22 protein-coding genes and 1 riboswitch are annotated in these 26,998 nt (G+C 63.9%); of the genes, 9 read left to right on the top strand and 13 right to left on the bottom strand.

What is annotated here, in order from left to right; all coding sequences use genetic code 11:
* Positions 1-100: 100 nt before the first annotated feature.
* Complete coding sequence (gene cycA, locus ACZ5G6_RS21860; RefSeq protein WP_498688115.1) at positions 101-1,564, top strand: D-serine/D-alanine/glycine transporter; 1,464 nt, start codon at positions 101-103, stop codon at positions 1,562-1,564.
* A 133-nt stretch (positions 1,565-1,697) separates the two neighbouring features.
* On the opposite strand, the gene ACZ5G6_RS21865 is transcribed toward cycA, so the two are convergent.
* The 3 genes from ACZ5G6_RS21865 to ACZ5G6_RS21875 form a co-directional block, all read right to left on the bottom strand.
* On the bottom strand, positions 1,698-2,846 hold the full coding sequence (locus ACZ5G6_RS21865; protein ID WP_223934880.1) for a mannitol-1-phosphate 5-dehydrogenase: 1,149 nt from the start codon (positions 2,844-2,846) through the stop codon (positions 1,698-1,700).
* The gene (locus tag ACZ5G6_RS21870) at positions 2,846-4,852 is read right to left on the bottom strand and encodes a PTS mannitol transporter subunit IICBA (RefSeq protein WP_498688119.1); all 2,007 of its coding nucleotides are present in this window, start codon (positions 4,850-4,852) and stop codon (positions 2,846-2,848) included. The genes ACZ5G6_RS21865 and ACZ5G6_RS21870 overlap by 1 nt, the downstream gene beginning before the upstream one ends.
* A 66-nt stretch (positions 4,853-4,918) precedes the next feature.
* The gene (locus ACZ5G6_RS21875) at positions 4,919-5,641 is read right to left on the bottom strand and encodes a TetR/AcrR family transcriptional regulator (protein WP_223934882.1); all 723 of its coding nucleotides are present in this window, start codon (positions 5,639-5,641) and stop codon (positions 4,919-4,921) included.
* Positions 5,642-5,769: 128 nt separating this feature from the next.
* Here ACZ5G6_RS21875 and ptsP point away from each other — a divergent pair, with 128 nt between their 5' ends.
* Both ptsP and ACZ5G6_RS21885 read left to right on the top strand, forming a co-directional pair.
* Complete coding sequence (gene ptsP, locus ACZ5G6_RS21880; RefSeq protein ID WP_498691989.1) at positions 5,770-7,470, top strand: phosphoenolpyruvate--protein phosphotransferase; 1,701 nt, start codon at positions 5,770-5,772, stop codon at positions 7,468-7,470.
* 35 nt (positions 7,471-7,505) lie between these two features.
* Positions 7,506-7,784, top strand: a complete 279-nt coding sequence (locus ACZ5G6_RS21885; RefSeq protein WP_223934884.1) for an HPr family phosphocarrier protein — start codon at positions 7,506-7,508, stop codon at positions 7,782-7,784.
* A 45-nt stretch (positions 7,785-7,829) separates the two neighbouring features.
* On the opposite strand, the gene ACZ5G6_RS21890 is transcribed toward ACZ5G6_RS21885, so the two are convergent.
* The 8 genes from ACZ5G6_RS21890 to ACZ5G6_RS21925 form a co-directional block, all read right to left on the bottom strand.
* The gene (locus ACZ5G6_RS21890) at positions 7,830-11,492 is read right to left on the bottom strand and encodes a glycoside hydrolase family 32 protein (RefSeq protein WP_498688122.1); all 3,663 of its coding nucleotides are present in this window, start codon (positions 11,490-11,492) and stop codon (positions 7,830-7,832) included.
* A 104-nt stretch (positions 11,493-11,596) separates the two neighbouring features.
* The gene (locus ACZ5G6_RS21895) at positions 11,597-13,144 is read right to left on the bottom strand and encodes a glycoside hydrolase family 32 protein (RefSeq protein WP_498688125.1); all 1,548 of its coding nucleotides are present in this window, start codon (positions 13,142-13,144) and stop codon (positions 11,597-11,599) included.
* Positions 13,141-14,238 (bottom strand): ATP-binding cassette domain-containing protein, encoded by a 1,098-nt coding sequence (locus ACZ5G6_RS21900; RefSeq protein WP_498688127.1) that lies wholly within the window; start codon positions 14,236-14,238, stop codon positions 13,141-13,143. The genes ACZ5G6_RS21895 and ACZ5G6_RS21900 overlap by 4 nt, the downstream gene beginning before the upstream one ends.
* Positions 14,235-15,215 carry an ABC transporter ATP-binding protein gene (locus tag ACZ5G6_RS21905; protein WP_498688129.1) on the bottom strand — a complete coding sequence of 327 codons (981 nt, stop codon included), beginning with the start codon at positions 15,213-15,215 and terminating at the stop codon, positions 14,235-14,237. The genes ACZ5G6_RS21900 and ACZ5G6_RS21905 overlap by 4 nt, the downstream gene beginning before the upstream one ends.
* Positions 15,212-16,138 carry an ABC transporter permease gene (locus tag ACZ5G6_RS21910; protein WP_498688131.1) on the bottom strand — a complete coding sequence of 309 codons (927 nt, stop codon included), beginning with the start codon at positions 16,136-16,138 and terminating at the stop codon, positions 15,212-15,214. Before ACZ5G6_RS21910 ends, ACZ5G6_RS21905 begins: the two co-directional genes overlap by 4 nt.
* Positions 16,139-16,148: 10 nt before the next feature.
* Positions 16,149-17,126, bottom strand: coding sequence for an ABC transporter permease (locus ACZ5G6_RS21915; protein ID WP_224165690.1), 978 nt, complete (start codon positions 17,124-17,126; stop codon positions 16,149-16,151).
* A gap of 120 nt (positions 17,127-17,246) precedes the next feature.
* A complete protein-coding gene (locus ACZ5G6_RS21920) occupies positions 17,247-18,923 on the bottom strand; it encodes an ABC transporter substrate-binding protein (protein ID WP_223934896.1) in 1,677 nt (558 codons plus the stop codon).
* Positions 18,924-19,003: 80 nt separating this feature from the next.
* Entirely contained in the window at positions 19,004-20,065 is a 1,062-nt protein-coding gene (locus ACZ5G6_RS21925) for a LacI family DNA-binding transcriptional regulator (RefSeq protein WP_498688134.1), read from the bottom strand.
* Between the two features lie 237 nt (positions 20,066-20,302).
* Here ACZ5G6_RS21925 and ACZ5G6_RS21930 point away from each other — a divergent pair, with 237 nt between their 5' ends.
* The 4 genes from ACZ5G6_RS21930 to ACZ5G6_RS21945 all read left to right on the top strand — a co-directional run bounded on the left by ACZ5G6_RS21930 (position 20,303) and on the right by ACZ5G6_RS21945 (position 22,347).
* Complete coding sequence (locus ACZ5G6_RS21930; RefSeq protein ID WP_498688136.1) at positions 20,303-20,734, top strand: helix-turn-helix domain-containing protein; 432 nt, start codon at positions 20,303-20,305, stop codon at positions 20,732-20,734.
* A gap of 80 nt (positions 20,735-20,814) precedes the next feature.
* The gene (locus ACZ5G6_RS21935; protein ID WP_498688138.1) at positions 20,815-21,066 is read left to right on the top strand and encodes a hypothetical protein; all 252 of its coding nucleotides are present in this window, start codon (positions 20,815-20,817) and stop codon (positions 21,064-21,066) included.
* A gap of 56 nt (positions 21,067-21,122) precedes the next feature.
* On the top strand, positions 21,123-21,962 hold the full coding sequence (locus tag ACZ5G6_RS21940) for an alpha/beta fold hydrolase (protein WP_498688140.1): 840 nt from the start codon (positions 21,123-21,125) through the stop codon (positions 21,960-21,962).
* 109 nt (positions 21,963-22,071) lie between these two features.
* Complete coding sequence (locus tag ACZ5G6_RS21945) at positions 22,072-22,347, top strand: DUF6480 family protein (protein ID WP_498688142.1); 276 nt, start codon at positions 22,072-22,074, stop codon at positions 22,345-22,347.
* Between the two features lie 80 nt (positions 22,348-22,427).
* On the opposite strand, the gene ACZ5G6_RS21950 is transcribed toward ACZ5G6_RS21945, so the two are convergent.
* A complete protein-coding gene (locus ACZ5G6_RS21950) occupies positions 22,428-23,495 on the bottom strand; it encodes an ATP-dependent DNA ligase (RefSeq protein ID WP_498688144.1) in 1,068 nt (355 codons plus the stop codon).
* A gap of 47 nt (positions 23,496-23,542) precedes the next feature.
* Here ACZ5G6_RS21950 and ACZ5G6_RS21955 point away from each other — a divergent pair, with 47 nt between their 5' ends.
* Complete coding sequence (locus ACZ5G6_RS21955) at positions 23,543-23,776, top strand: hypothetical protein (RefSeq protein ID WP_223934903.1); 234 nt, start codon at positions 23,543-23,545, stop codon at positions 23,774-23,776.
* A gap of 129 nt (positions 23,777-23,905) precedes the next feature.
* Positions 23,906-24,056, top strand: a riboswitch (cyclic di-AMP (ydaO/yuaA leader).
* A 2-nt stretch (positions 24,057-24,058) separates the two neighbouring features.
* Positions 24,059-25,330 (top strand): hypothetical protein, encoded by a 1,272-nt coding sequence (locus tag ACZ5G6_RS21960; RefSeq protein ID WP_498688147.1) that lies wholly within the window; start codon positions 24,059-24,061, stop codon positions 25,328-25,330.
* A 279-nt stretch (positions 25,331-25,609) separates the two neighbouring features.
* Here the strand turns inward: ACZ5G6_RS21960 and ACZ5G6_RS21965 are convergent, their stop codons facing one another.
* Positions 25,610-26,824, bottom strand: a complete 1,215-nt coding sequence (locus ACZ5G6_RS21965; protein WP_223934905.1) for a PucR family transcriptional regulator — start codon at positions 26,822-26,824, stop codon at positions 25,610-25,612.
* Positions 26,825-26,998 lie beyond the last annotated feature (174 nt).

The raw sequence follows: 26,998 nt of genomic DNA on the forward strand, positions 1-26,998 counted from the left end.
ACCGATTGGCCATTGGTCAGACATTAGCTATAGCTTTATCGAACAGATTTGTAACGGCCGTCACCATTGTGACGGGTCTTCCGAAGGGTTCTTGAAACTAATGTCCGATCAGACAACAACGGGGCAGCTCCGCGCCTCCAGCAGGGACAGCGAGCCCCACCTGTCACGCTCGCTCAGCAACCGCCACATCCAGCTCCTGGCAATCGGCGGCGCCATCGGAACGGGCCTCTTCATGGGTTCCGGCAAGACCATCTCCGTGGCCGGCCCATCCGTGATCTTCGTGTACATGATCATCGGCTTCATGCTTTTCTTCGTGATGCGGGCCATGGGCCAGCTCCTGCTCTCCAACCTCAACTACAAGTCCTTCAGCGATTTCGCGGGGGACCTCCTGGGCCCCTGGGCCGGCTTCTTCACCGGCTGGACCTACTGGTTCTGCTGGGTGGTCACGGGTGTTGCCGACGTGATTGCGATCGCCGGCTACGCCAATGAACTGTGGCCGGGAATCCAACTGTGGATCCCGGGCCTGGCAACCATCGTGATTCTGCTCCTTCTGAACCTCCCCACCGTCAAGGCGTTCGGCGAGACGGAGTTCTGGTTCGCCCTTATCAAGATCGTGGCCATCGTGGCGCTGATCGTGGTGGGCCTGGTGATGATTTTCACCGGGTTCCAGTCCAACGCCGGAACCGCAAGCTTCACCAACCTCTGGAGCCATGGCGGATTCTTCCCCAAGGAATTCATGGGCTTCGTCGCCGGCTTCCAGATCGCAGTCTTCGCGTTCGTGGGCATCGAACTCGTGGGCACGGCCGCAGCCGAAACCAAAAACCCTGAGCACAACCTGCCCCGCGCCATCAACGCGATCCCCCTGCGCGTCATGCTGTTCTACGTAGGCGCACTCATCATCCTTATGTCCGTCACCCCGTGGACCGAATTCAAAGCAGGCCACAGCCCCTTCATCGCCATGTTCTCGCTGGCAGGCCTCGGCATGGCGGCAACCGTGGTTAACCTCGTGGTGCTCACATCGGCCATGTCTTCGGCCAACTCGGGCATCTACTCGACGTCCCGCATGGTGTTCGGCCTGGCCAACGACGGCGACGCTCCCAAGGTCTTCGGCCGGCTCTCCAGCCGCAAAGTACCCCAGAACGCGCTGTTCCTGTCCTGCGTTCTGCTGCTGGCCGGCGTCGTGCTTCTGTACGCGGGCAAGGACGTTGGCGCCGCGTTCGACATGGTGACCACCGTGTCCGCCGTCTGCTTCATGTTCGTCTGGTCCATCATCCTGGCCAGCTACCTCGTCTTCCGGAAGCGCCGCCCGGAGCAGCACGCGGCGTCGCCGTTCAAGATGCCTGGTGGCATCCCGATGGTGTGGGTGGTCTTCGCGTTCTTCGCGTTCCTGGTGTGGGCGCTGACCACGCAGCCGGACACGCTCACAGCACTGCTGGTGACGCCTATCTGGTTCGCGATCCTTGGCATCGCCTATGCGGTTGTTCGCAAGTCGCCGCTGCACCAGGCCCGCGTGGCCGAGTGGAAGGCGATGGCGGAAGCCGAAACGGCGGCAGCGACAAAGTAGCCGGGGCGCTCTAAGAGCGTATATGGGGCTGTGCCCGCTTCGCGAGGCCCACCACGCCGCAGCCCCATATACGCTCTCTCGCTTGGCGACGAGTCTCACCGGCCCTTCGCCGTCAGCCATTCTTAAGAGATGGTTACGCTTCCGCTTTGCGGTCCTCTATGAGCTTCTGCAGCGCAGGGAACAGCGGGTGCGACGGCGGAAGTTCGGTGATGCGCTCGACGGCGGCAGCTGCGTCCAGCTCGGACAGCATGTTTGCGAGTTCCACGGCTTCGTCGTCGGATCCGTCGTCGAACCGGAGGGCGGCGGACATGGCCTCCAGCAGCGCGACGGGAGTGACGCCACGCTCGGCGAGTTCGGCCGCTGGGCCGACGAACCGCTCGTGCCGGCCCAGTTTCCGCAGTGGTGCCCGGCCGACGCGGGCCACAGTATCGGGCAGGTACGGGTTGGTGAAGCGGGACAGGATCTTCTGCACGTACGCTTCCTGCTCGGCCTCCACGAATCCGTGCTTGGCCACCAGCAATTCCTTGGTCTCTTCCAGCACAGCACGGACCTTTGCCGCCACGGACGGATCGGCCATGGCGTCGGAGATCTTCTCGAAGCCCGCTGCATAGCCGAAGTATGCAGCAGAAGCATGCCCGGTGTTCACCGTGAACAGCTTGCGCTCGATGTACGGGCCAAGTTCGTCCACGAACGTCGCTCCAGGAATAGCGGGGACGTGGTCACCAAACGGTGTGCGGTCGATGACCCACTCGTAGAACGTCTCCACCGTGACATCCAGGCCTTGGCCGGGCTCCTGATTCGGGACAATTCGATCCACCGCGGTGTTGGCAAAGACAGCCACTGAGTCCAAGTCAGCGGCGGAGTCATCCCAGGCTGCCCGGACCTCTGCTTGCAGGAGGTGCGTTGCGTTGATGGCGTTCTCGCAGGCCATAACCTGCAGCGGCGGCAGTGATGGCTCCCGTGCTGCAAGCCCACGAGCGATCACGGGTGCCACGAATTTCAGGATGTGCGGCCCTACAGCAGTGGTGACCACATCCGCCGTCGAGATTTCCTCAACAACGGCAGCTTCCTGCGTGCTTGAGTTCAGCGCACGGAACCCGTCCACGGTTTTCACCGCGGGGTTCTCGCCCACCTCATGGACGTTGTAGCTGCCCGCAGAAGCGAGTTGGCTGATCAGCGCGTCCGCAACATCCGCGAACACCACCTCATATCCGGCCTCATGGAGCAACAGCCCCACAAAGCCGCGTCCGATGTTGCCTGCCCCAAAATGGACTGCCTTCACTATGCGTTGACCTTTCCGAACAGTTCCAGCACTTCCTCAACCGTGGTCGCTTCCTCCAATTGGGCCACCTGGGCCTTGTCGGTGAAGATCTTGGCGATCGAGGACAGGATGTGGAGGTGCTCATTGTTGAGGCCAGCCACGCCGACCACGAACTTAACTTTCTTGCCGCCCCAGTCGATGCCCTCGGGGTACCTGATGATGGAAACTGCCGAGTGCCGGATGTGCTCCTTGGCATCGTTGGTGCCGTGCGGGATCGCCAGGAAGCTGCCCATGTACGTGGACACGGATTCCTCGCGTTCGTGCATGGCGTGCACGTAGCTGACATCCACGGCACCGCGGTCCAGCAGGAGCTGCCCGGCTTCGTCGATCGCAGTATCGCGGTCCTGGGCCGTACCGTTCAGCACAACGCTTTCGGGGAGCAGGACTCCCTTGCCCACGACGGCGGCCGCCGGCTCAGCGGCATGCGCACCGTGGGTGGCGGCTGCTGTGGGGGCGGTTGTGTCGCCGGCAGGGCTTTCGGTGTTGCTTGCCTTGACCAGCTCCACGATTTCGTCGTATCTGGGGCTGTTCATGAAGTTGTCCACCGAGAAGTGCATGGCGCTTGCCGTCCTCGGCTGGGCGCGTTCGGTGAGGTCTTCATGGGTGATCACGACATCGTAGGAATCGCTCAGGTTGGCGATTGCCGAGTTGGTGACCTTGACGTCAGGGAAACCGGCAGCCTTGATCTTGTTGCGCAGCACCGAGGCACCCATGGCGCTGGAGCCCATGCCGGCGTCGCAGGCGAACACGATGTTCTGGACAGGGCGGGTGAGGACGGTGCCGCCGCGCTCGCCTGCCCGGTCGCCCACAAGGGCCGAGGAGACGGAACTCTTCTTGCCCTTCATGGCTTCCATGCGGGATGTGGCTTCGGTGAGATCGTCCTCGCCCTTGTTCTTGGAGGTGCGAAGGATCAAAGAAGCAATGAGGAAGGAAACGGTGGTTGCCAGGACCACGGCCAGAATCACGCCGACGTAGCTGTCACGGGACGTCTGGGCGATGACCGCAAGGATGGAACCCGGGGCTGCAGGAGCCACGAGGCCGGAGTTGGTGATGGCCAGGGTCGCGATGCCCGTCATGCCGCCACCGATGGCAGCGAGGATCAGGATCGGCTTCATCAGGACGTACGGGAAGTAGATCTCGTGGATTCCACCGAAGAAGTGGATGATCGCTGCGCCCGGCGCTGAAGCCTTTGCTGCGCCACGGCCGAAGAACATGTATGCCAGCAGGATGCCCATGCCCGGGCCGGGGTTGGCTTCGAGCAGGAACAGGATGGACTTGCCGTGGTCCAAGGACTGCTGGATGCCAAGCGGGGTAAGCACACCGTGGTTGATGGCGTTGTTGAGGAACAGGACCTTGGCAGGCTCAATGAAGATGCTGGTCAGCGGAAGCAGGCCATTGTTGACGAGGAACTGGACCACGGCTCCGGCGCCGTCGGTGAAGATTTTGACAATGAATGAGAGGCCGTAAAAGCCGCCCAAGGCCAATGCCGCACCCCAGATGCCAGCGGAGAAGTTGTTCACCAGCATCTCGAAGCCGGGACGGATCTTGCCATCCCAGAGGCGATCAAGCTGCTTGATGGTCCAGCCACCCAGCGGACCCATGATCATTGCGCCGATGAACATCGGAGATGTTGTACCCGCAATGACACCCATGGTGGCAATGGCACCCACAACGCCGCCACGGACGTCGTAGACCATCCGGCCGCCGGTATAGGCAATCAGCAGGGGCAGCAGGTACTTGACCATGGGGCCAACGAGGCCCGGGTTGGTAACGCCCTCGGCGTTGGTCCCGAAACCGCCAAGTTCCGCGACTGGAATCCACCCTTCCTTGATGAACAGGGCCGTTATGAGGCCCCAGGCGATGAAGGCGCCAATGTTGGGCATGATCATGCCGGACAGGAATGTTCCGAACTTTTGGACGCCAACGCGCAGGCTGGTGCGGGGCTTCGCAACGGTCTCTGTTGCCATGTGAATTCCTAACGTGTGTCCCGCGGCGGCGCGGGGTCAGTCGATATAGATCGAGAGAGAACAGCCTTAGGAGCTGCTGGAAATACGGTGAAGCCACTCAAGGAAGAGCTTCAATTCAGAGCTGGAAAGTTGGTCCGAATGCGAGGCCTGCAGTGCCGCATTCAGGGCGATTGCCGCAACAACCACGGAGGACTTACCGGAGTCCTCCGCTGCGGCGCCACGGGCGGTATCCGTGGAGACGGCGAAAATCATGGAATCCCGGGTCATCGTTGAGAGCTCGAGGTTCCGTTCTTCCACCGGTTCGGCGATGAGCATGAGCGTGACACCCACGTTGGCCGCGAGGATGCTTCGTGCCGCTTCGCGGGGCGGCACATTGATCTGACCGGCGATAGCGGCCTTGTTCAGCATTTCCTCCAGAAGCGCTTCAGCATCGGACACGATTGCTGGGCGGCTTTCCGGCCTGATATTGCCGAACATCACCAGATAAAGGTGGGGCTGGGTCAACCCGAACTGGACGTGGTTGTCCCACATCCGCCGGACGTCTTCCAACGGTTCCCCGGACGGTGCAAAATCCCGTTCCCCCGCCACGTACTCTTCAAAACCGGCAGAAACGACGGCGTCGAACAGTCCTTCTTTGTCGCCAAAGTGGTGGTAGAGCGTTGGCGCCGTAACGCCGGCCAACGCTGTGATCTGGCGCGTTGAGACCGCTGACCCCTCCGAATTTGCCAGCAACTCAGCAGCTGCGCGGAGCAACCGAATTTTTGGCGGAAGCTGGTCATCGAAACTCATAGCCGCTACCCTAGCACCTATAGCGTTGCTATATGAAGTGGCTCACAGCAGAATTTTGTGGCTACATTCCGCAGGCTTGGGGTGCCGTTGCCGCAGGGTCTGAACAACCAGCAGGAACAGAGGATTCAGTGCAGAATTTCCAAGGAGTAGGGGTAAGCCCTGGCCGCATCATTGGTTCCGTCCGCCAGATGCCCAAACCGGTGAGTGAACCGCCGTCGGGCGAGCGGTTGGCCGCAGACGTCAGTCCGGAGGACGCCGTCGCGGGCTTGAAAGCCGCAGCGCAAGCCGTCCACGACGAGCTCAAGGGGCGCGCGGATAGTGCCTCCGGCGACGGCAAAGCCGTCCTCGAGGCCACCGCGCTCATGGCCAAAGACACCATGCTCCAGAAGTCGGCGGCCAAACTCATCAACGCGGGCTCGTCCGCGGAACGCGCCATCTGGGAAGCTGGCGCCTCCGTTTCCGAAATGCTGCACAACCTGGGCGGCTACATGGCCGAGCGCGCTACAGACGTGCTGGACGTCCGCGCCCGCATCGTGGCTGAGCTGCGGGGCGTTCCCGCCCCAGGCATCCCTTCCTCAGACACACCCTTCATCCTGGTGGCCGAGGACCTCGCCCCTGCGGACACGGCAACACTGGATCCTTCCAAAGTCCTGGCACTTGTGACCTCTGGGGGCGGGCCGCAGTCACACACCGCGATCATCGCGCGCTCGCTCGGACTGCCCGCCGTGGTTGCCGCCCACGGCGTTGATTCCATTGTTGATGGCACAGAGGTTTACGTAGACGGCGCTGCCGGATTCGTGGCTTCCCCGCCGTCGGAGGAGCAGCGCGCTGCTGCCACCGCTTGGGCTGAAACCTCGGCAACGCTTGCTGAGTTCGACGGAAACGGCACGACGGCGGATGGCCACCTGGTCCCGCTGCTCGCCAACGTCGGAGGTGCCAAGGATGCCGTGGCAGCTGCCGGTCTGGGCGCACAGGGTGTTGGCCTCTTCCGCACAGAGTTCTGCTTCCTGGAACGCGACACCGAGCCCTCGGTGGACGAACAGGCCGCCGCGTACAAGGCCGTGTTTGATGCGTTCCCAGGTAAGAAAGTTGTGCTGCGAACGCTCGATGCCGGCGCCGACAAGCCCCTCCCCTTCCTCACGGACGCTACCGAACCCAATCCTGCTTTGGGTGTTCGCGGCTACCGGACGGACTTCACCACGCCCGGTGTTTTGGAGCGTCAACTGGAGGCCATTGCCCGGGCTGCTTCCGAGTCCGAGGCCGACGTCTGGGTCATGGCCCCGATGATCTCCACGGCTGCGGAGGCAGGCAGGTTCGCCTCAATGTGTGCTGCTGCCGGCATCCAAACGCCCGGCGTCATGGTGGAAGTTCCCTCGGCTGCTTTGACTGCCGCCTCAGTGCTCCGTGAAGTTAGCTTCGCTTCTCTCGGTACCAACGATCTCACGCAGTACGCCATGGCCGCCGACCGTCAGCTCGGACCCCTCGCTGAACTCAATACACCGTGGCAGCCCGCCGTCCTGCGGCTCGTGCAACTCACTGTGGAAGGCTCCGTTCTGGAAGGATCGGGCCGGGAGGGCAGCACCAAACCCGTGGGCGTGTGTGGTGAGGCGGCCGCTGACCCGGCCCTCGCCGTCGTACTTACCGGACTCGGCGTTAGCACGCTGTCCATGACCGCCCGCTCGCTGGCCGCAGTGGGGACTGTGCTGAAAACCGTCACTCTGGAGCAGGCCCAGGAACTCGCCCGGCTGGCCCTCACCGCGCCGAGCGCAACGGAGGCCCGCGAGTGGGTCCGGGCAAAACTCCCCGTGCTCGAAGAGCTCGGCCTTTAACCCCTTTTACTGCGTCTACTCATAAGGAGAAACCCATGCCCGAACGCACCGCCACCATCGCCAGCCGCTCCGGCCTGCACGCCCGTCCGGCCGCCCTCTTCGCAGAGGCCGCGGGAGAACAGCCGGTGGAGGTCACCATCGCCATGCAGGGCCAACCCGCCGATGACGCGCTCGACGCCGCCAGCATCCTTTCGCTTATGACACTCGGTGCCGCTAAGGGAGACGTCGTCGTCTTGAGGGCTGAGGGCGACGGCGCGGATGCAGCCTTGGACGCGCTGGTGGCGTTGCTGGAGACGGATCTGGACGCGGAGTAGTTCTTGCTGGCTGGCTTGGCTGGCTCACCCGCTTGGATGCCAGGCCTACGGCAGTGCCGTCACCACCACATCCTGGTAGGCCGCCCTGCCGTCGAACACGTTGACGCCAACCTTCCCGGAAACAAGGGCAGAATCCGTGACGTCGATCAGTTGCGTTCCATCCACGGACACTGTGATCCTGTTGCCAACAACCGAAGTGTCCAGTGCATAGCTCACCCCGTGACTCAAGGCCGCCGGAACGCTCGCGAGCACCGTAAAGACACCGTTGTTCAGCGAGAAAACCCGCACCACGCGGAGATTCGGGTCCAGATTCACGTAATAGGCGCTGGATCCATCGGCGGAGGATCTGAGCAACACCGAGCCCGCGCCCCCGTACCCTTTCTCCGGAGCCAGGTCCCGGTTGAGCATCTCGCCAGCGAAGGGATCCGCACCGAAACGAACGGTTGCCTGCACGCGGACGTCAGTGAAGGCAGCCGGACTCATGGCCGTCGAGTCTTTGTCGAACGTACCGGCCAGCCCTGCGCCCGTGCTCTCCCATTTGCCGCCCGGGACCACGGCGTACGTACCCAGGTTGTGGCGTGCTGTCCCGCTGGTGGGAGGCAGAACGTCCGACGGCGGCGCGGTAGTCAGGCGGGCCGTGTCGCTGAGCTGGTGTACTTTGACGGACACCAGCCGGGCATTCCCCCCGCTCGCCGAAAAGGACAAACCTGTGGAGGACGGGTCCGGGAAGATCAGCGAAGTGATGGCAGCCGTGCCGTCACCGCCGAAGACTTCCGCTGAGGATGCGTCCACCAGGATTCGGAGCTTCACGCGGCGCTCGGAACCCACCACAGTGGAACTCCATGGCGCCGTGGAATTGTCGGTCGCCGAGGCCGCGAAATACCGGGTGAAGTCCTCCCGACCGGCCGTGCCGCGGTCCACGGTGAGTGCGGCAGCACCGGCGTCGTACTTCACTGTTGTTTCTTGAGCGCCCGTTGATCCGGTCCCTTTCCTTAGCCCGAACGCGAAGGATGTGGCACCTCCGGAAGAAGGAATCCCGACCTCCGCCTCAAGCTCGAAGGAGCGACCGGAAACACCCGCAAGCGCATTCGCGGAGCTCGGCGTCACAGTCACATCGGAGGCCTGCCAGGTTGATGTCCGCAGGGACTCTTCCTCCACAACGGGAGCCTGCGTCAGCCGGAGCCCGGCGCCGGGAACGTCAACAAGTTTGAGCTCACGTGGGATGGACAATTGGCCATTCCATCGGCCCGTCGGAGGGCTGAAAGCGTAGTCCCAATTGCTCATCCAGCCGATCATGATCCGTCGGCCGTCCGGGGCCCCGAAGAAGCTCATGGCCGCGTAGTAGTCCCTGCCGTGATCCGCTTGAAGCACCTGGGAGACAGGAGTGTCCGGCGCAAACACCGTGCCGTTCCACGTGCCCGTCACATACTGTGCCGCTGAACCGTTCGTGGCTCGGACAGCTCCCGTGCTCCACCACAGCACCCAGCGCTTCACGCCGGGCTGGCCTTCCACGGGCATTTCGAAGAGGTCCGGGCACTCCCAGACGCCTCCGCGGATCCAGTCGCCGTAGCCGAAACTGCTTTGAAAGGTCCAGTGGATGAGGTCTGTGGAGGAGTAGAAGCGGATATGGTCGCCGGCTGCCACCACCATGACCCACTTGCTGGACCCGACGTCCCAAGTGACCTTGGGGTCGCGGAAGTCCCAGCCACCGTCGGGACCGCCCGGGTTTTCCACCACAGGAGCGGCTTGGACCGTCTGCCAGGTGCGGCCTTGGTCCTTGCTGTAGGCGGCGCGAACGGACTGGTTTCCGTTCCAGGCATCATGGTTGAAGCTCGTGTAGTAGGCGATCAGGCCGGAGCCGCCGTCGAACAATCCACTCGCATCCGAGGCGTCCACCACTGCCGAACCGGACCACGACTCCCCTGCTGCCATGTGCGGCAGGGCGATGGGTTGCTGCTTCCAGTGCAGCAGGTCGGAGCTGACGGCGTGCGCCCAGCGTCCGCGGTCCTGGTGGAACAGGTGGTACTCCCCCTGGAAGTACACCAGCCCGTTGGGGTCCGAACTGCTGCCCGAGTTCTGGCTGTAGTGGTAGCCCGGCTGGTAGAGCCCATTCATGTACTGGTCCACGTTGTCCGCGCGGACGTTCTGGAACCAGGCTGATCCTGTGGCCAGCAGGGCGAACCCCGTGCCGGTCGCCACGGACACAGCGCCATTTAGCACAGGCGTGCCATTAATCAGCGCGGAGGCCTCGGTCCCCCGAACTGTGAGCTGGACGCGGTTGAGTTGCCCGGCCTTGAAGCTCGTGGCAGGCAAGGTTCCGGAGTGCAGCAACGCTGAAGTGGCCCGGTCGTACAGCTTCGCGGTGCCCGCTCCGGGATCGATCCGGAGTTCGGTACCGCCGGTGCCGTCCGCCCCGCTGCGGGCCACCACTGAGGCAGTGGCCGGTGAGGTGACGGTCAGGTCCAAGGAGGCTACGACGTCGGACGCCACCGCCGGGATGTACCTCACTGCGGTGCCGCTAGTCACCGAAGCCCGGAGACCCTTGGAGTCGGGCTCCCACGAACCTGCGGAGCTCCGCCAACCCTGCAGGGACGTCTCCAGTCCGCGCAGCGTCATGCTCTGGAACGCGGCGGTGCCGTTGTAGGAACCGAGGCCCACATGGCCGGACGCTTGCGAGGCATCCGTGGCAGTGATGGCGGGCATGGTGCCGTTCGGGTCAAGGAAATCGGTCTGCCAGTAGACAGCCAACTGGTTTCCGAGCGCCGTGACCCGAAGGCGGTAGACCTTGTTGAGCGTGATGACTGTGGTGAACGTGCCGAGCGTGGCGTTATCCGAGACCCGGTACAGGCGCAAGCGGCCAGCGTTGGGGTCGACCTCCGCGGCGTAGCCGGACGTTCCCGACGCATTGGTTCGAAACAGGGCTGTGCCCACGCCGTATTGAGCCGTGACCTGGACGTCAGTGGAGAAATCGACGTCGGCGGGCGACTCCCCGGTAGCGATGGCGCGGATGTTCGTGCCGGCTGGGGCCGCGCCGCGGAAGCCTGTGGCGGTCGCTGACCAGCCCGCACCGGTGACTGCCCAGCCGCTGACATTTGCGTCGATGGTCCGCACACCGGGCGTGCCGAAGACCACGGTTCCGTTGTAGGCGTGCAGGCCCACTCGGCCCGATTCGTAACGGCGGTCCGTGGCGTCAATCCTGGCAACCCCGTCCACTGCCACGAAGATCCGGGGCCCGTCCACGTGGACGTCCACGCTGTAGGACTGTCCCGCGGTGAGGGCTACGGTTGCGGGGGTTACGATGTCCTCGCCCGTCGCGAGGTCGAACAGCCTCACGCGGTCCAGGTTGGGGTCGATCGTCGCCGCGTATCCGGCGCCGGCGTCGGGAGTCGCGCGGAAGACGAGCGCGCCCACAGCGTAGGGACTCCCGGCGTCGACCTTTACTTCGGCCGTGTAGCGGGCGGTGCCCGCCACACGCTGTTCACTGACCGCAGCGATGTTCTGTCCGGAAGGCGCGACGGCGGTGTACCCGCCTTCCGCTGACCGGGTCCAGGAACCACTGACTCCGACGACATCTGGAATGGGGCTGGTGGTGCTGTTGAGTGTGGCTGGCGCGGGGTCCAGGGCCACCGCCGGAGCAGTGACCCCCGTTCCCGCGAAACCAACACCCAGGACTGCGGCCGCGAGGCCGGCAACTATTCTCTTGTGCATTCAGATCGCCTTTGATCTCAGGGGTGAGAGAGCGTTCGCCAAAACCGCCCATGATCTGAGAGAGGATCGGCGAAAAACGCTTGGGATGTGAGAGAGGATCGGTGTTAGGGGAAGAGGGGACGCGGGCCTTTCCAGGAGTCGGCCATGGTCCAGGCGTCGAAGCTCGCCAGGGTGACGGTTCCCTCCGCTGCCGCGAGGGTCACGCGCTCCCCGCCCAGCGTCGGGTACACACGGGCCGTGAGCGGCTTGCCATTCGCGAAAATCTCGACGGCGGACCGGTCCACCAGGACGCGCAGGCGCACCCGTCCGTCAGGCATTGGGAGCGGGCCGGACTTGTCCTCCACATCCACGTCAGGGTCAAGGCTGCTCCGGGTGCGGTCGAGTCGGAGGGTGCCGTTTTCGCCCTCAAGGAAGCGGCTGAGTTCGATGACCGTCTCCTCAGCACCATCCCCCGACCCCAGGATGCCCAGTTGCAGCACAGCTCCCGGTGCCAATTGCACGTCCAGCTCAAGGTCCAACTGGTTACCGGACACTCCCGTATCCAGGGGCTTGCCGGAGCCCACCAGGACTTGTCCCGGAACGCTGACGTGATCCCGGCGGAGCTTCTCCACTTCAGGGACAGGCGCAAAAGCCAGGGTTCCGTCGTCGGCCAGGGTGGTGACGCGCGGCAGGCTCATCACGCCCGACCATCCGGCCTCCACCATCGCGGCGTCGCTGCGTCCTTCCTGCATCCAGCCGAACATGATACGCCGCCCGGACTCGTCCTCGAACGACTGCGGTGCGTAGAAGAACCGACCGCCGTAGTCGAGCCGGTGCAGGGCTGCAGGCTCGAAGGTGTCCCCCGCGTAGCGACCGGTCCAGTACAGCGGGTGGCGGGTGTCGCCGTTGTCCCAGGCGGAGAAAACCAGCACATCAGGATCGGCGTCGGCAGAAAGCCCGGTGGTCAAACCCAGGGAACCGCCGCCCGCGCGGAACATGTCCACGCACTCCCACATGGTGCCGGTCCAGTCGGTGTCTGTCGGATCTCCCTGCGAGGCGTCGCCGATGAACAATGGACCGATGTAGTCCCACGAGCGCAGGTCCTCCGACTCGTAGAGGAACGCCGTGCCGCCGCGCCCACGAATGCCCGAGCCCACCAGCTGCCGCCACTTGGTGCCCTCGCGCCACACACAGTGGTCCCTGTACGCGGTGATGTCCACCCCCGCCGGAGGGGCTGCGATGACCGGGTTTTCGGGCACTTTGGTCCAGGTCATGAGGTCCGCAGATCCCACTGCCACACACGGCAGCTCACGCTCGTCGAGTCGTCCCGAGTACACCAAGGTGGGCGTACCGCCGTCGTTCACCAACACGCCGGACCAGCAACCGTCGGCGTCCGGACCCCCCGACGGCTCCAAGGCCACCGGCTGGTCCGTCCAGGTGACGAGGTCGGTGCTGGTGGCATGGCCCCACTGGATCCGGTGGTGGAACGCGCCCTCCGGGTTGTACTGATAGAAGAGGTGGTACACGCCGTTCCACTGGCTCACGCCGTTGGGATCGTTGAGCCAGCCCGCCGGGGAAACAAAGTGGAATCGCGGCCGGAGGGGATCGGCCTCGGCGCGGGAAACCAGCTCGTCACGCGGAACGGTGGCGAGCGGGTGGGTCAGTTCAGTCATGCGGAAGCCTTCTTGTCTGTCTTCTCGGTCGCCAGGGGTTCATTAGCCAGTGCATGTCCGCCCGCTCCAGCCCGCGGCCGGTAGAGGTGGCAGCGGACCCAGTGGCGGTTCGCGGGATCGCCAACCTGGTGGCGTACGGGTTCGGTGTCCGAGCAGGCCTGGTCAGGGTCGCCGTCGAATGCGCAGTGCGGGGAAGCCATCACGGCTTGGCGCAGTTCGGCCCGGCGAACGGGATCGTAGGAGCCAGCGCGGGCCGGGTCCGGTACAGCGGACACAAGCAGCTGCGTGTACGGGTGGGCCGGGTTGGCCAGCAGGTCAAGGGACTCGCCCTCCTCCACGAGTTCACCGGCGAACATGACGGCTGTCCGGTCTGCCAAATAGCGGGCCGAGGCGAGGTCGTGCGTGATGTACAGCATGGAGATGCCCTGCTCGTCGCGGAGCTTGCGCATCAGGTTCAGCACGCCGATCCGCACTGACACATCCAGCATGGATGTGGGCTCGTCAGCCAGGATGACCTGCGGCTCCACAGCGAGCGCACGGGCGATCGCGACGCGCTGACGCTGGCCGCCTGAGAGCTCGTGGGGGTAGGAGTTCAGCATGTCGGACTGCAGGCCAACGGTGGCCATGAGTTCGTCGAGCCGCCGCTGGGTGTCGGACTCCGAACCGCCTTTCCCGTGGATCGCCAGCGACCGGCGCAGGAAGTGTTCGATCCTGTGGGCTGGATTGAGCGAGCCGAAGGGGTCTTGGAAGACCATCTGCAGCTGTGACCGGAAAGCACGGGACGCTTGGAACCGGTCACGCTTGAGGACGTCGACGCCGTCAACCAGGATCGCGCCGGTGCTCGGCTTTTCGAGCCGGGCAACACAGCGGGCCAGCGTGCTCTTGCCGGAGCCGGACTCCCCCACGAGTGCCACGATTTCGCCGCGGCCAATGGTCAGGTCAACGCCGTGCAGGGCCCGGACAGACTGACGGGAGAAGAGGCCGCCGATGGGAAACGACTTACCCAGACCGCGGACTTCGAGGGCGGGCGTGTCGGTGGCAACGGCAGGACGTGCGGCACTTTCGGGATGGGAGGAAAGTACAGAGTGGCTCATCGTGCGACTCCTTCCAGGATCGCGGGATCAACGGCCGTGGTGCCGGCAACCGCCAAAGCGTCGGCACCAAACGGTGCCACGAGGTGGCCGGGCGCCACTTCGGCAAGGTCTGGGATGTTCCGGAACTTCACGCCGTCGGGCAGTCCCGTCAGCGGAACCCGCGGACCGGTGAGCGGCGGGAAGGCGCCCATGAGCGCCTGCGTGTAGGGGTGGCGCGGGTTGGCGTAGACGTCCTGGGCCTTGGCCGTTTCCACGATCCGTCCGCCGTACATGACGGCCATGCGGTGCGAGAGCTCCACCATGAGGGACATGTCGTGCGTGATGAAGAGGACGGAGAAGCCCAGTTCGCGCTGGAGTTCCTTGATCTGCGCCATGATTTCCTGCTGCACCACCACGTCCAGTGCGGTGGTGGGCTCGTCCAGGATCAACAGCGACGGCTTGAGGGCGACGGCCATGGCGATGACCGCCCGCTGCCGCATGCCGCCCGAGAGCTGATGCGGGTAGGACTTCAGGCGCGCGGGATCGATCCTCACGAGTTCCAGCAACTCGCCCGCCCGGCGGAGCGATTCCTTGCGGGAGTAGCTGGCGTGGGTGGTGAAGATGTCCACGATCTGTTCGCCGATGGTCAGGACCGGATTGAGCGAGTTCATGGCCGACTGGAACACCATGGCCACGTCTTGCCAACGGAAGCGCCGCAGTTCCTCCGGGCTCATGGCCAGCACGTCCTTGCCGCCAAAGGAGATGCTGCCTCCGGCGATCTTGGCGGGATCCTTCAGCAGGCGCATGATCGAGTTGGCGATAGTGGACTTGCCGCAGCCGGACTCGCCCGCGAGGCCGAACACTTCGCCGGTGCCGATGCTGAAGGAAACGCGATCGACGGCAGTGGTGGAGCGGGTATCGCCCACGTACTTCACGGTGAGGTTCTTGACGTCCAGGACGGGTTCGTGGGAGCCGAAGGAGACTTGGGAGATGGTCATTTTGCGGCGCTCGTTTCGATGTCTTTCGGAGTCTTGATCTTTCGCAGCCGCGAATTAGTGACCTCGTCCACGGCGTAGTTGATGAGGGCAAGGGCGAACGCGACCAGTGCTATGCACACGCCTGAGGGCACAAAGACCCACCAACTTCCGGTGAGCAGGGCACCCTCGTTGCCAGCCCAGAAGAGGTTGTTGCCCCACGAGACCGTGCTGACATCGCCCAAGCCCAGGAACTCCAGGCCTGCTTGCGCGCCGATGCCGTAGATGACGCAAGCCAGCAGGGTGCCCATGACGATCGAGGCCATGTTCGGCAGGATCTCGCGGAACATGATCCGGCCAGCCCGTTCACCGGACACCGCGGCGGCGGCCACGAAGTCCTTGGAACGGATGGACAAGGCCTGCGAGCGCAGCACGCGGGCCGAACCGGCCCAACCTGTGACCACGAGTACCAGGATTACGGTGCCCAGGCCCGGCGGCAGGAACGCGGCCAGGATAACCAGCAACGGCAAGCCGGGAAGGAGCAGGAAGACGTTGGTCACCAAGGAGAGTGCTTCGTCGATGAACTTGCCGAAGTAGGCAGAAGCAAGGCCCACCAGGATGCCGACGAACGTGGACGCGAAGCCTACGGTCAGCCCGACGAACAGGGAACTCCGTGAGCCGTGGACGGTCAGCGCGAGCACGTCCTGTCCCTTGGCGGTGGTGCCCAGCCAATGCTCGGGGGAGGGTTCCAGCGAGGCCATCCCGGTGATCCGCGACGGGTCGCCAGGGAAGAGCACGGGCGCCAGCAACGCAAGTGCGATGAACACGAGCATCACGGTCATGCCCAGCATGGCCTTCTTATTGGTGAGGAGTCCGTGGACGAAGCTGCGGTTGGGCTTGCGGACAGCCGGGGTTGGAGTTGGCTGCTTCAGAAGTGCGGTTGTCATGATCAGTCCTCTAGTTGCTGCGCACGCGCGGGTCGAGGCGGACGTAGAGGATGTCCACCAGGAAATTCGCCAGCAGCACGGCGGCGGTGATAGTCAGGAACAGACCCTGCATGAGGGGGTAGTCCAGGCCTTGGACGGCGTTGAGGAGTTGGTAGCCCACGCCGGGATACGCGAACACCACCTCGGTGAGCAGCGCACCTCCTACCACGAAACCCAGCCCCATGCCGAAGCTCGTGACGGACGGCAGCATGGCATTCCGGGCTGCGTACCGGAGCATGATGCGGCCTGGACGGAGCCCCTTGGCCTCGGCCATGGTGATGTAGTCCTCCGAGTTCGTGGCGATCATGGTGTTGCGCATGCCCAGCATCCAGCCGCCAATGGAAACCAGCACGATCGTCAGCGCCGGCAGCACGAGGTGCGCACCGACGTCGCCGATGAACTCCCAGGTAAACCCGGGTTCCAAACCATCCGTGAACGCGTGGCGGATCGGGAACCAACCCAGCACTACGCCGAACAGGTACAGCGCACCCATCGCGAGCCAGAAGTACGGGAACGAGCCGATGAACACCAGCACCGGAGGCAGTGCCGAGTCGATAGCGCCGCCCCGCCGCCAAGCGGCCAGGATGCCCAGCAGGTTACCCACGACGGCGGCAATCACCAGCGCGGTTCCGCCCAGCAGGAGGGTCCAACCGATCTGGGAGGAGATAACCTCTGTGACCGGTGTTGGGAAACGGGAGATGGAGACGCCCATCTGGCCCGTGAAGATGTTGTGCATGTAGTCGACGTATTGCTCCCAAATGGGCCGATCGTCCACGCCAAGAAGCTTGCGCAGGGCCTCGATCTGTTCGGGCTGCATTCTGTCCTGGGAGCGGGCAAACATGCGGGAGACGGGGTCGCCGGGCATGAAGCGCGGGAGCAGGAAATTCAGGGTGATGGATGCCCAGAAGGCGATCAGGTAGAAACCCAGGCGGCGCAGGATGAAGCGCACGGTTTCCCTCCATTCGGGAATTACGGAAAGTTTGGGGGCACGCCCGGCGGGGTTGACCGGGTGGCGGTTCGCCGCCGGGCGTGCAGTGTGCGGGCTGGCCGCCGGTTGCGGCCGGCTACGCTACTTGCGCGGTTCGAGCGTGGTCAGCACCAGCACCGTGGTGGGTGACCGTACCGAGAGGGTTGCGTACGGGTTGCCCTCGGTGGGCCAGCCGGTGAAGCGGGTGTCGTTGAAGGCACCCCATTCCGGGCCGGAGAACAGCGGCACCAGCGGCGCAACGTCGTTGTACTCTTCCTGCAGCTTGTTGGCGATGTCCTTCTGCTTGGACTCGTCGGCCTCTGCGGCGAAGTCGGCCAGCAGCGCGTCGGCCTTGGCGTCGCCGAAGCGGTGGTAGTTGTCGAACGTCTTGGTACCCACCGGCTTCACCGTGGCAGTCCCCATGGAGGTGTTGAAGTACTTGTACGGGCTGGGGTCGTTGGCGCTCCACACGATGCCGGAGTCGAAGTCGCCCGTCTCGTAACCTGCAACCACGGCAGCCCAGTCCGGGGAGTCAACCTTTGCCGTGACGCCGACCTCGGCGAGGTTCTGCGAAATCACGTTGGCTACTGAAAGCCAGTCGGAGGACGAGGCGCCAACGGAGATCTTGAATTCAAACGGCGAGCCGTCCTTCAGCTTGCGCTTGCCATCAGCACCCTTGGCGTAGCCGGCCTTGTCCAGCAGCTCGTTGGCCTTCTGCACATCCAGCTTGGTCCAGGTGCAGTTGTCCTTGACCTCGGAGTTCTTCCACTTCTCGTAGTTCCCGGAAAGGCCGGTGCAGTCGGCAGGCTTGGCGTAGCCGCTCATGCCGATCTTGGTGACTTGGTCGCGGTCAACGGCCATGCTCAGCGCCTTGCGGACATCCACATCGTTGAACGGTGCCTTGGTGGTGTTGAGCTGCCAGTTGATCATGGCGCCGGTTGCCGGGAACCAGTACTGGCGGTGTTCCTTGTCCTTGGAAACGAAGGTCTTTTCAATGTTCGGGATGTACTGCGGAGCCCAGTCCACGTCCCCGTTCGCAGCGGCGAGGTTGGCGCCGTCGTTCCCTGCAAAAGCGAGCATCTTGATGCCGGCGATCTTCTGCTTTTCCGGCTGCCAGTAGTTGGGGTTCTTCTTCAGCACGAAGGACTGGGCCTGGAAGCTGTCCACTTCCGTGTAGGGGCCGGTGCCCACGGGCTTGGCGTTGGCGTCCTTCTCCGGGTCCGCCAGCGCGGACCAGATGTGCTTGGGCAGGATGCTGAGCTGTCCGACGTCGTAAAGGGCCGGCGACCATGGCTTATTGAAGTTGAACGTGACTTTGTTGGTTCCCTCGGCGGTCACCGTGTCCAGGTAGTCGTAGCCACCCTTGATCTTCTTCTGAAGCTCGAACGTGTAAGCAACGTCGTCAGCGACCAGCGGCTTGCCGTCGGACCACTTCACTCCGTCACGCAACGTGAAGGTGATCGATTTGCCGTCGTCGGCTGCCTTCCACTCAGTTGCGAGCCACGGCACAGTGTCTCCCTTTGCCGGGTTGAAGATCAGCAAGGACTCGTAAATGGACTGCTGGACCATCGGGTTGACGGTGGGCGCGAACGGGTTGAAGTTCTGCACGAACGTGCCCATGTCCTCACGCGGGATGGTGAGGAACGCACTCGCGTTTGCTGCGGCGTCGGTGCCGGCGGTCTTATTGACGGTGGCGGCACAGCCGGTCAGCAGCATCGCGCCCACCGCCAGTCCGGCCGCCGTGATGCGGGCAGACCTCAGGAATCGGGGTTGTGTCATGATGGTTATCTCTTTCCTATCTTCATCGTCCAAGGTGAAGGGGTGGGTAAGGGGTTTGCTCTTCGAAGTTGATTTCGCGGTCAGACCGAAGAGCGTTCTAGCAGCGGACAGTCGACCAATTGCTGGTCGGCAATGATCGGCTGTCCTGCTGTAAGAGCGGCGAGCGTCTGGACTCCCAGGGCTCCCATTTTTTGGAACGGCAAGGCAACGGTGGTCAGCTTTGGCCTCAGGTAGGCCGCAATCAGCTCCTGGTTATCGAAGCCGATCACTGCGATGTCTCCGGGGATGGTCAGGCCCCGTTCCTTGATGGCGTCATAAGCACCCATCGCCATGCGGTCATTGAGGCAGAACAGTGCGGTTGGCCTGTTCTTGTGGTCCAGGATCCGGCACGCGGCTTCGTAGCCGCCGTCGGCCGTTGCGTATCCGGACACCACGAGTTCCGGGTCCAGCTCCAGTCCTGCGACGGCCAGTGCTTCGCGGGCACCGTCCAATCGCCCCACTGCTGCCGGAATGACCGGGTCAAGGTTGATGATTCCGATCCGGGTGTGGCCGGCTTGAAGCAAGCGCTCGACCGCGACCCTGCCACCCGCACGCTCGTCAGGGACGATCGAGGGCAGCTTTCCGTCCGCGTCGAAGCAGTTGATCAAGACGGTTGGTACTTCGTTGGCACTCTGCGGAACGTGCACGCCCCGGTGAAAGGTTGCTGCGTAGAGAAGTCCTTCCACTCGTTGTTCCAGCAGCTTTTCAATGGCGGCATCTTCCAAGCCCTTGTTGGGTCCTACGGCATCGGCCTGGTCGGAGGGCGCGATGAGCAGGAACCGACGATCAAGCCAGGCTTGGTCCTGGGCTCCTTTGATGATGTCGACGGCGAACGGTGCCGTCACGATCTCGGTGACAAGCCCGTACCAATCACTGCGCTGGGATGCCAGGGCCCGTGCTCCGGCGTTCGGGCGGTAGCCCAGTGCCTGCACGGCATCGTTGATACGGGTGCGGGTTTCCTCGGAGATGCTGGCGTTTTCGCGGTTGCTCAGCACGAACGAGACTGCGGTCCTTGATACACCGGCGTGCTTGGCGACGTCATTCATGGTGACACCCCGCTGCCGCACAGCTGCGGCCTTGTTGGGGGAGGTGCTTTTCGCCATTGAATGCTCCGCGTCTTTGTTCGGTGGGTCGAGGTTTTGCTCGGTGGATTGGTAACGCGCGTTACTTGGAACGTGTGACTTAGGTTACGCGCGTTACCTGTTTGCTGTCAACAGCTTCTTTTGCGCCATTTCGATGGCTCGCTGCACACTATGCCGTACGAACCAGCGAGTACGCAGCGAACCATCGAAACGGGCGATCACCCCCAGGCCGGAGTGGGCGCAGGTTAGGCTTCTGCCATGGCATTGATAGCTCCCCGCGTCACGGCGGGCCTTCCCGCCGACGACGCCCGGAATCTCGCACGCTCCCTCCACGAGAGCAACGACATCACCGTGTTCGTGGACGGCACTGTCCACCGCCTGCCCGATCAGGCGAGGGACGCCGTCGTCGATCTCCTCGCCCGGCTCAGCCGTGGCGAAACTGTGACGGTCAGCAGCGTGGAGGAAATGCTCACCACGTCCCAGGCAGCGGAACTCGCCGGTATCTCGCACACGTATCTGCGCAATATGACCGACCGCGGCGAGATCCCGGTTGAATACCGCGGAACGCACCGCCGGATCCGCCAGGCCGCCATCATCGCGTGGCTTGAAACGCAGAAGCGGAAGCAGGCCGAGGCCTCCATTGCAGATGAAGCGGCAAATGACGCCGGAGATGACACGCGCGGCGACTAAAAGCGTCGGAGTGATAAGGATCAAGCAACGATCCCAGCCAACGGGCCAGCACCTGTTTAGCCCGGGGTTACGCTTGTTTGGTGGGCAATTTCAAAGGGTGGCATATCGTGGCCGGGGTGGCCGCAATGGCCCTTGCCGCACCCTTGGGATCGGCCATGGGATTGAACTTCGTAGCCACCTTCATGTTTGCCTGCGTAGTGTTCGTGGCGGTTGCCATGTGGACAGAATCCAAGATTGCCCGACGCCGGGAAGCGGCTGAAGCTGCCGCCGCACCTGATGCTTCGCATCCAACAGGCGACCCCGCCGAGTCCGATGACGCCACCCGCGACTAAGCCCCGGGGCGGGTCGGACACCGGCAAACCCACGCCGGGACTGTTTCAATAGCGGTATGCCATTGACTTCAGGAAAGCCGGCAACGCTACTATCTGCCAACGTCGAGGCCCGCGGGCTGACTGGCCGGATTCTGTGGACGGAAGGAACGGCACCGCCGCAGCTGGGAAGCCATGCAAAACCTGGGCCCGCCGAAACCGGGGACCAGGCGGAGCCCGCTTACGTCCTTATCCATGGCATCGGCGTTTCGCACCGCTACCTTGCCCGCCTTCACGCCGTTCTCGCCGCGGGCGCGCCTACCTATTCACTGGATCTTCCGGGCTTTGCCGGCACACCGAAACCGGGCGGGCAACTGTCCGTTGAGGAGCATGGGGCGTTCATTGCCGAGGCGCTGAAAGTGTGCGGCATCGAGTCGTACATCCTGGTAGGGCACTCCATGGGCGTGCAGTTCGCCATCGAAGCGGCCCTTTACGAGCCCGAACGGGCCCGGAACCTGGTCCTCATGGGCCCCGTGGTGGACTCCCGGCACAAGAACGTGGCACAGCAATCGCTGGCCCTATTCCTTGACGGGCTTCTCCGCGAAAGCCCATCGTCCAACTGGATTGTGATCACCGACTACCTGCAATGCGGGCCGCGCTGGTACCTCACGGAGCTGCGGGTGATGATGAAGTACCCAACCGAGAAGCAGCTGGCCAAACTCCGAATTCCCGTGCTGGTGCTCCGCGGGAGCCGCGATCACGTGGCCGGACCGGACTGGGCGCTTCGCCTCTCGCGGGCAATCCCCCAAGGGCGGCTTGTGGAGATTCCAGGAGTGGGCCACGTGGCTCAGCACATGCGTCCGAAAGCTGTTGCGGACGCTATCAGGAGCTTTGTCGCTGCCACCTCGCGCCAGAGTTAGGCACTAACGCACGACGGCGGAGCCGGGCCCGGGTGCCCCTTGTTGGGCTTGCGACCGGGAGGCTGGCCGGGCAGGCTCAATAGTAAGTTTGCTTAGGAAGGGGTTCACCATGACCAGCTATGACCCGGAAGACGATCCGCGGACCTTCGGGGCCTCGGGCGCAACCGAGCGGGACGATACGGCCGGCGACACTGCGGGCGACCCGGGCGATGTCCACGCCGATCCGGATATGCGCCAGGAAGAGGACAAGGACCCCGCGGCATCGTCCAACCCCGATCCTGCGGACGGGAACATCACGGGACTGGAGCCCGGTGGCGGGGTGCCCCCGGGAGAAACCCCGCCGGGCGAGGGCAGTATGAGCGGCGACCAAGGCCACGAAGAGTAGGTCGTCTCCCAGCCGCTGTTTCGTCGCTGCCCAACAACGTAACAGCGGCCCAACGACGTAATAGCGGCGGCCGACTCCGGTTACGGCAGCCTCAGGATCTCCCCGAGGTCGTAATCAGCCGGCTCCTCCAGCTGGGAATAGGTGCAACTCCCTGGAGTCCGGTCCGGCCGCCACCGGCGAAACTGGGTGGTGTGCCGGAACCGCTCGCCCTCCATGTAGTCGTAGGCGACCTCGATGACGAGCTCTGGCCGGAGGGGAACAAAGGAGAAGTCCTTGCCAGCGCTCCACCGGCTCTGTGCGCCAGGCATGCGGGAGCCAGTGGTTGCTGCATCTCCTTGATCAGCCCACTGGCCCCAAGGATGTTCGCTGAACTCGGTCTGGTATGGCTCGAGTTCGGCCACCAGGCTTTCGCGCTTGGCCATGGGAAATGAAGCCACCACCCCAACGTGCTGCAGCTGGCCGGCGTCGTTATAGAGCCCGAGCAGCATCGACCCCACAACCTTTCCTGTCTTATGCCAGCGAAATCCAGCCACTACGCAGTCGGCGGTGCGTTCATGCTTGGTTTTGAACATGACCCGCTTATTCGGCTGGTATGTCCCGCCGAGCGGTTTGGAAAGTATGCCGTCCAGCCCAGCACCTTCCAGCTGCACGAACCAATCCTGCGCTTGGTCCAGTTCCGTCACCGCCGGCGTTACGTACACGGGCGCCTCAGCCTTGGCCAGGGCCTTCTCCAGGGCAGCGCGACGCTCGGAAAACGGCTTGTCCATGAGGTCCTCATCTCCTATCGCCAGGATGTCGAATCCAATGAAGGAGGACGGCGTCTTTTCAGCCAGCATCCGCACACGACTGTCGGCGGGGTGGATGCGCTGCTGAAGGCCTTCGAAGTCGAGCCTGTTGTTCGCTATGAGGACGATCTCGCCGTCGATGACGCACTTGTCCGGAAGGTTCTTCTTGAGGGCTTCCACCAGTTCCGGGAAATACCGTGTCATGGGGCGTTCGTTGCGGCTGCCCAGGATGATCTCGTCACCATCTTTGAAAACAATGGTCCTGAACCCGTCCCACTTGGGCTCGTAATGCCCCACATCCGGAATGTTGGGCACGGACTTGGCGAGCATGGGCGAAACGGGCGGCATCACGGGCAGGTCCATAGGACTATGTCTACCGGCCAGTACATGCCGAAAGCTAGTCTTGGGCGATGGATATCTTGGCCGTTCTTGTGGCCGTACTGGCAGCACCTGCCCTCATTGCGGCCCTTTGGTTCTGGGTCTCGCGCCAGAACAGCAAGGGGAAAGTCCGGCGCGGCGCCACGGGTGGGATGCTGGGTGTGGCGGACGAAATTTTCCGACCCGAGACCCATTACGCACACCAAGTCCAAAGGATCCAGCACGAGCTGCCCGCCCCGGCTCCGGCCCCGGAGCCTAAGTCCTAACCGACCTTCGCTCTGGAAGACGTCCCGCCCGTTACATTAATGTGACTTTAGTTTGCTGCTCATGTACCGTCGAAGAGCGACCCGTATCTCCGCTGGGCCGCTTCCGGGTTGACGCCGAGCTCTGCCGCAAACCGGAATCCGCCAGACTCGCGGCAGAGACGGGGGACCCAGAGTTCCCGGGCCTGATTCTCCATGGGCCCTTGGGGTGAAGCCGCCATGTGCGGCCGGACGGCCTCGTCCGAACCCGACAGCTAACCTCGCAGGCGTTGAGAGGCAACCACCATGTCCCCAACCATGGATCAGCCGCGCCGCGCCCAAATAGCGCGCGAGCGTACCCAGCCAACCGGACGCCGTCGGGCCCAACCCAGCGGATCCTCCACCAGTGCGCCAGCAGCAGAAGCAGCGTCAACAAGCACGACGCCGGAACCCACCGCTGCTTCTAATCCCACCACCGCGGCACCCACTACGCGCGCGGCCGCTCGCGCCGCAGAGCGTGAGCGGGCAGCCCAGGCGGTCATCGCTCTTGCTGAAACAACGCCCGCGGACTCTGCTCCGTTGGAACCGGCAACGGCTGCGATTCCAACTGTTCAAGCTCCCGCACCGATCGCCCCCGAACCGGCTTCCACTCCGGAGCCCGCCACTGCCGCCATCCCGACGGTGGATGCCGCTTCTTCCACTCCGGAGCCCGCCACTGCCGCCATACCGACGGTGGCCGCTGCTTCACCGATGCCCTCTGCATCCCCGGCACAGGCGAAGAGCCCCGCCCAGCTGGCGGCAGCCGCCACCGCTGCGGCTGGCCTCGCAAGCCGGAAGGCCCTCCGCACGCGAGCAGCCCAGCCCTCGGCAGGCGGTGCCCCTACGTTCGGAGCTTCATCCTTGGGCGGGTCATCAGTGGGTGGATCGTCCTTCAGCCACGAACCACACGCCGTCCTCACAAAGGCGGCCTCGGTCAAGACAATGGGCCAGCGCATGGCAGTCGTCGCCGGAGCTTTGGGCTTGGTATTGACCGTTGGCACCGTGAGCCAGGCCTTCGAGCTTCCCTTCTTCGGGCAGGAAACACCGGCCCAGGAAGCCAGTGACGCAAAGACTGGTGGCGACAGCAGGCAGTCAACCTCGGCCACCCCCGCACCCAGCTCGTCCAACTCCACTGCTGCTTCGGCGGCCACCAGCGAGGCCGGACAGCCGGCAACTGTTGCAACGCAGTCGTCAGAAGAGGCACCCGCTCAGGGATCGCCGTCGTCCCTTCCGACTCCGCAAGTTTCACTCGCGGATCCTGTCTGGGTTCCTTCGGCAGTCCCGTCGGCTGTTGTTCCTGTGCCGGGCGTGACAACTCCTGTCCCAACCCAGCCAGCCCCGAGCCCGGTTCCGTCGGACACGGTTACCACCCCACCTGCCACGACGACGCCGGCCCCCACTGTCACTCCGGCGCCTACTCCAACACAGGCTCCGGCGCCAAAGCCAAAGCCGACCGGCAGTCCCAGCACCACGCCGTCCAATGGTTCAGCCCTGGACCTGGACGCCGTACTTGACGGCGCCACAGGGATTTTGAAGTGAGCACGCGACTTCCCAGGACCAGCACGCACGTCGGGTGGCACGGCCGGTACTGCAGCAGCAGCCGGACGGCCACGTTCCGCCGCCGGTTGGGCCGCTGGAGTTGCCAGCGGTTGCGGCGCGCCTAAGGAATCAGGGCAACAAGAATCACTGCAACAAGAGAGGCAGGCACCTACCCGGTGCCTGCTTCTTTCGTTCCGCGTGTCACTTGCATGTGACAAGAGTGCCAGAGGGGCGTCGACCCCGAGTGCGGCACTCGGCGACCCAGCCGCCCGGAACGCGCTAAATCCGGGGCCGAGAGGCCCACCTCCGGGCCTTCAGTGCGGCGTGCAACTCGAGCCGGATCGCGCCGCTCAACGGATCAGCTCCGATGAGTTGGCGGATCCGGCCGAGGCGGTTGTAGATGCTGCTCCTGTGGAGATGAAGTTTGGTGGCGACGTCCTGGACGGAGCCGTCGTTGTCATAGAGCAGTTCCAACACCGGCAGGAGTTCGCCGTTGCGGTCGTGGTCCTCCAGGGTCCGGTAGTGCACTGAGCCGGCATCGTCCCAACCTCCGGGGGCCTGCAGACGGTCGAAGAGCTGGTAGACGCCCACGGCACGGCTGTCCACGAGTTCCCCCAGGGGCGCATCGACGGCTGCCGCCTGTGCAGCAACTTTCGATTGCCGGTACGCGCCAGCCAATTGGCGGATGACCTGAAACGGCTCACTGATGCCCAGGATCACCCGGTCCACCGCGCGGCCCGCCCGCTTGGCCAGCTCCAATTGATAGTGCACCAGAACTTGGGCGTGATCCGCCCGGCCAGTGGATTCCCGGAACAGGACGACGGAATGTGTCTCCGTCCCGGCACTGAACAACGCAGCGTTCACACCAATGGTGGACTGCAGCGCTGCTGTTCTGTGCGTTAGCGTTGCCGCTATGGGGTCGACGTCGGTTCCGCCGCCATCCGCGTCCAGGATGGTTACCAGTTGCCATGGGCCCCGGCCTTGGATCTCCTTCCAACCAGCCACCGCTGCCACTGCGTTCGATTCGCCACTGCATGCAGCCAGGAATTCCTGCTCCCGCCGCCGCCTGAACTCCGATTCCGCGGTGTTTGAGTCGAGCAACAAGCCCGCCAACAGGTCCAGTTCGTCACGCACGCCGGGCAGCTCGGCGAGTATCGCCGTCGCGGTCTGCTCCTCAAGATCCTGCTGCACCCACAAGTAGCCCACCCGAAAACCGCGCACCAGCAGCGGGACGCAAACGCGGCCCAGCATGCCCAGTTCGTCGTTCGCGGGGACAACCACCGGGCGCACCGCCGTCGCGATGCCGTGCGAGAGCTGCCAGGCACTGACATCGCTGGGCACGCGTTTGCTGAGGAGGAAGTTCACGCGGACGCGGTCGGCGTGCGACTGGTTGGAACTGTAGGCGAGGAGGACGCCGTCGAGGTCCTCCAGGGACAGCCCCCTCCCAAGCTTGAGCGCCACGCGTTCAACGATTTGCTCCACGTCCTGCTGCATCCAGAAAGCGTACCAACATCAGGCGACACCTGACGCTACAGCACTCGACAAATGTCGATCATCGCGGCAGAAATTCCTTGAATTTCCGGGGTTTCCATTCAAGCGCGCTCCGGGATCCATGTCGCCTGCCTCACAGCCGGATTTATTCTGGAACCACAGCCCGCAGCAAATATT

It is taken from the genome of Arthrobacter sp. TmtSoilC51 (assembly GCF_055388015.1).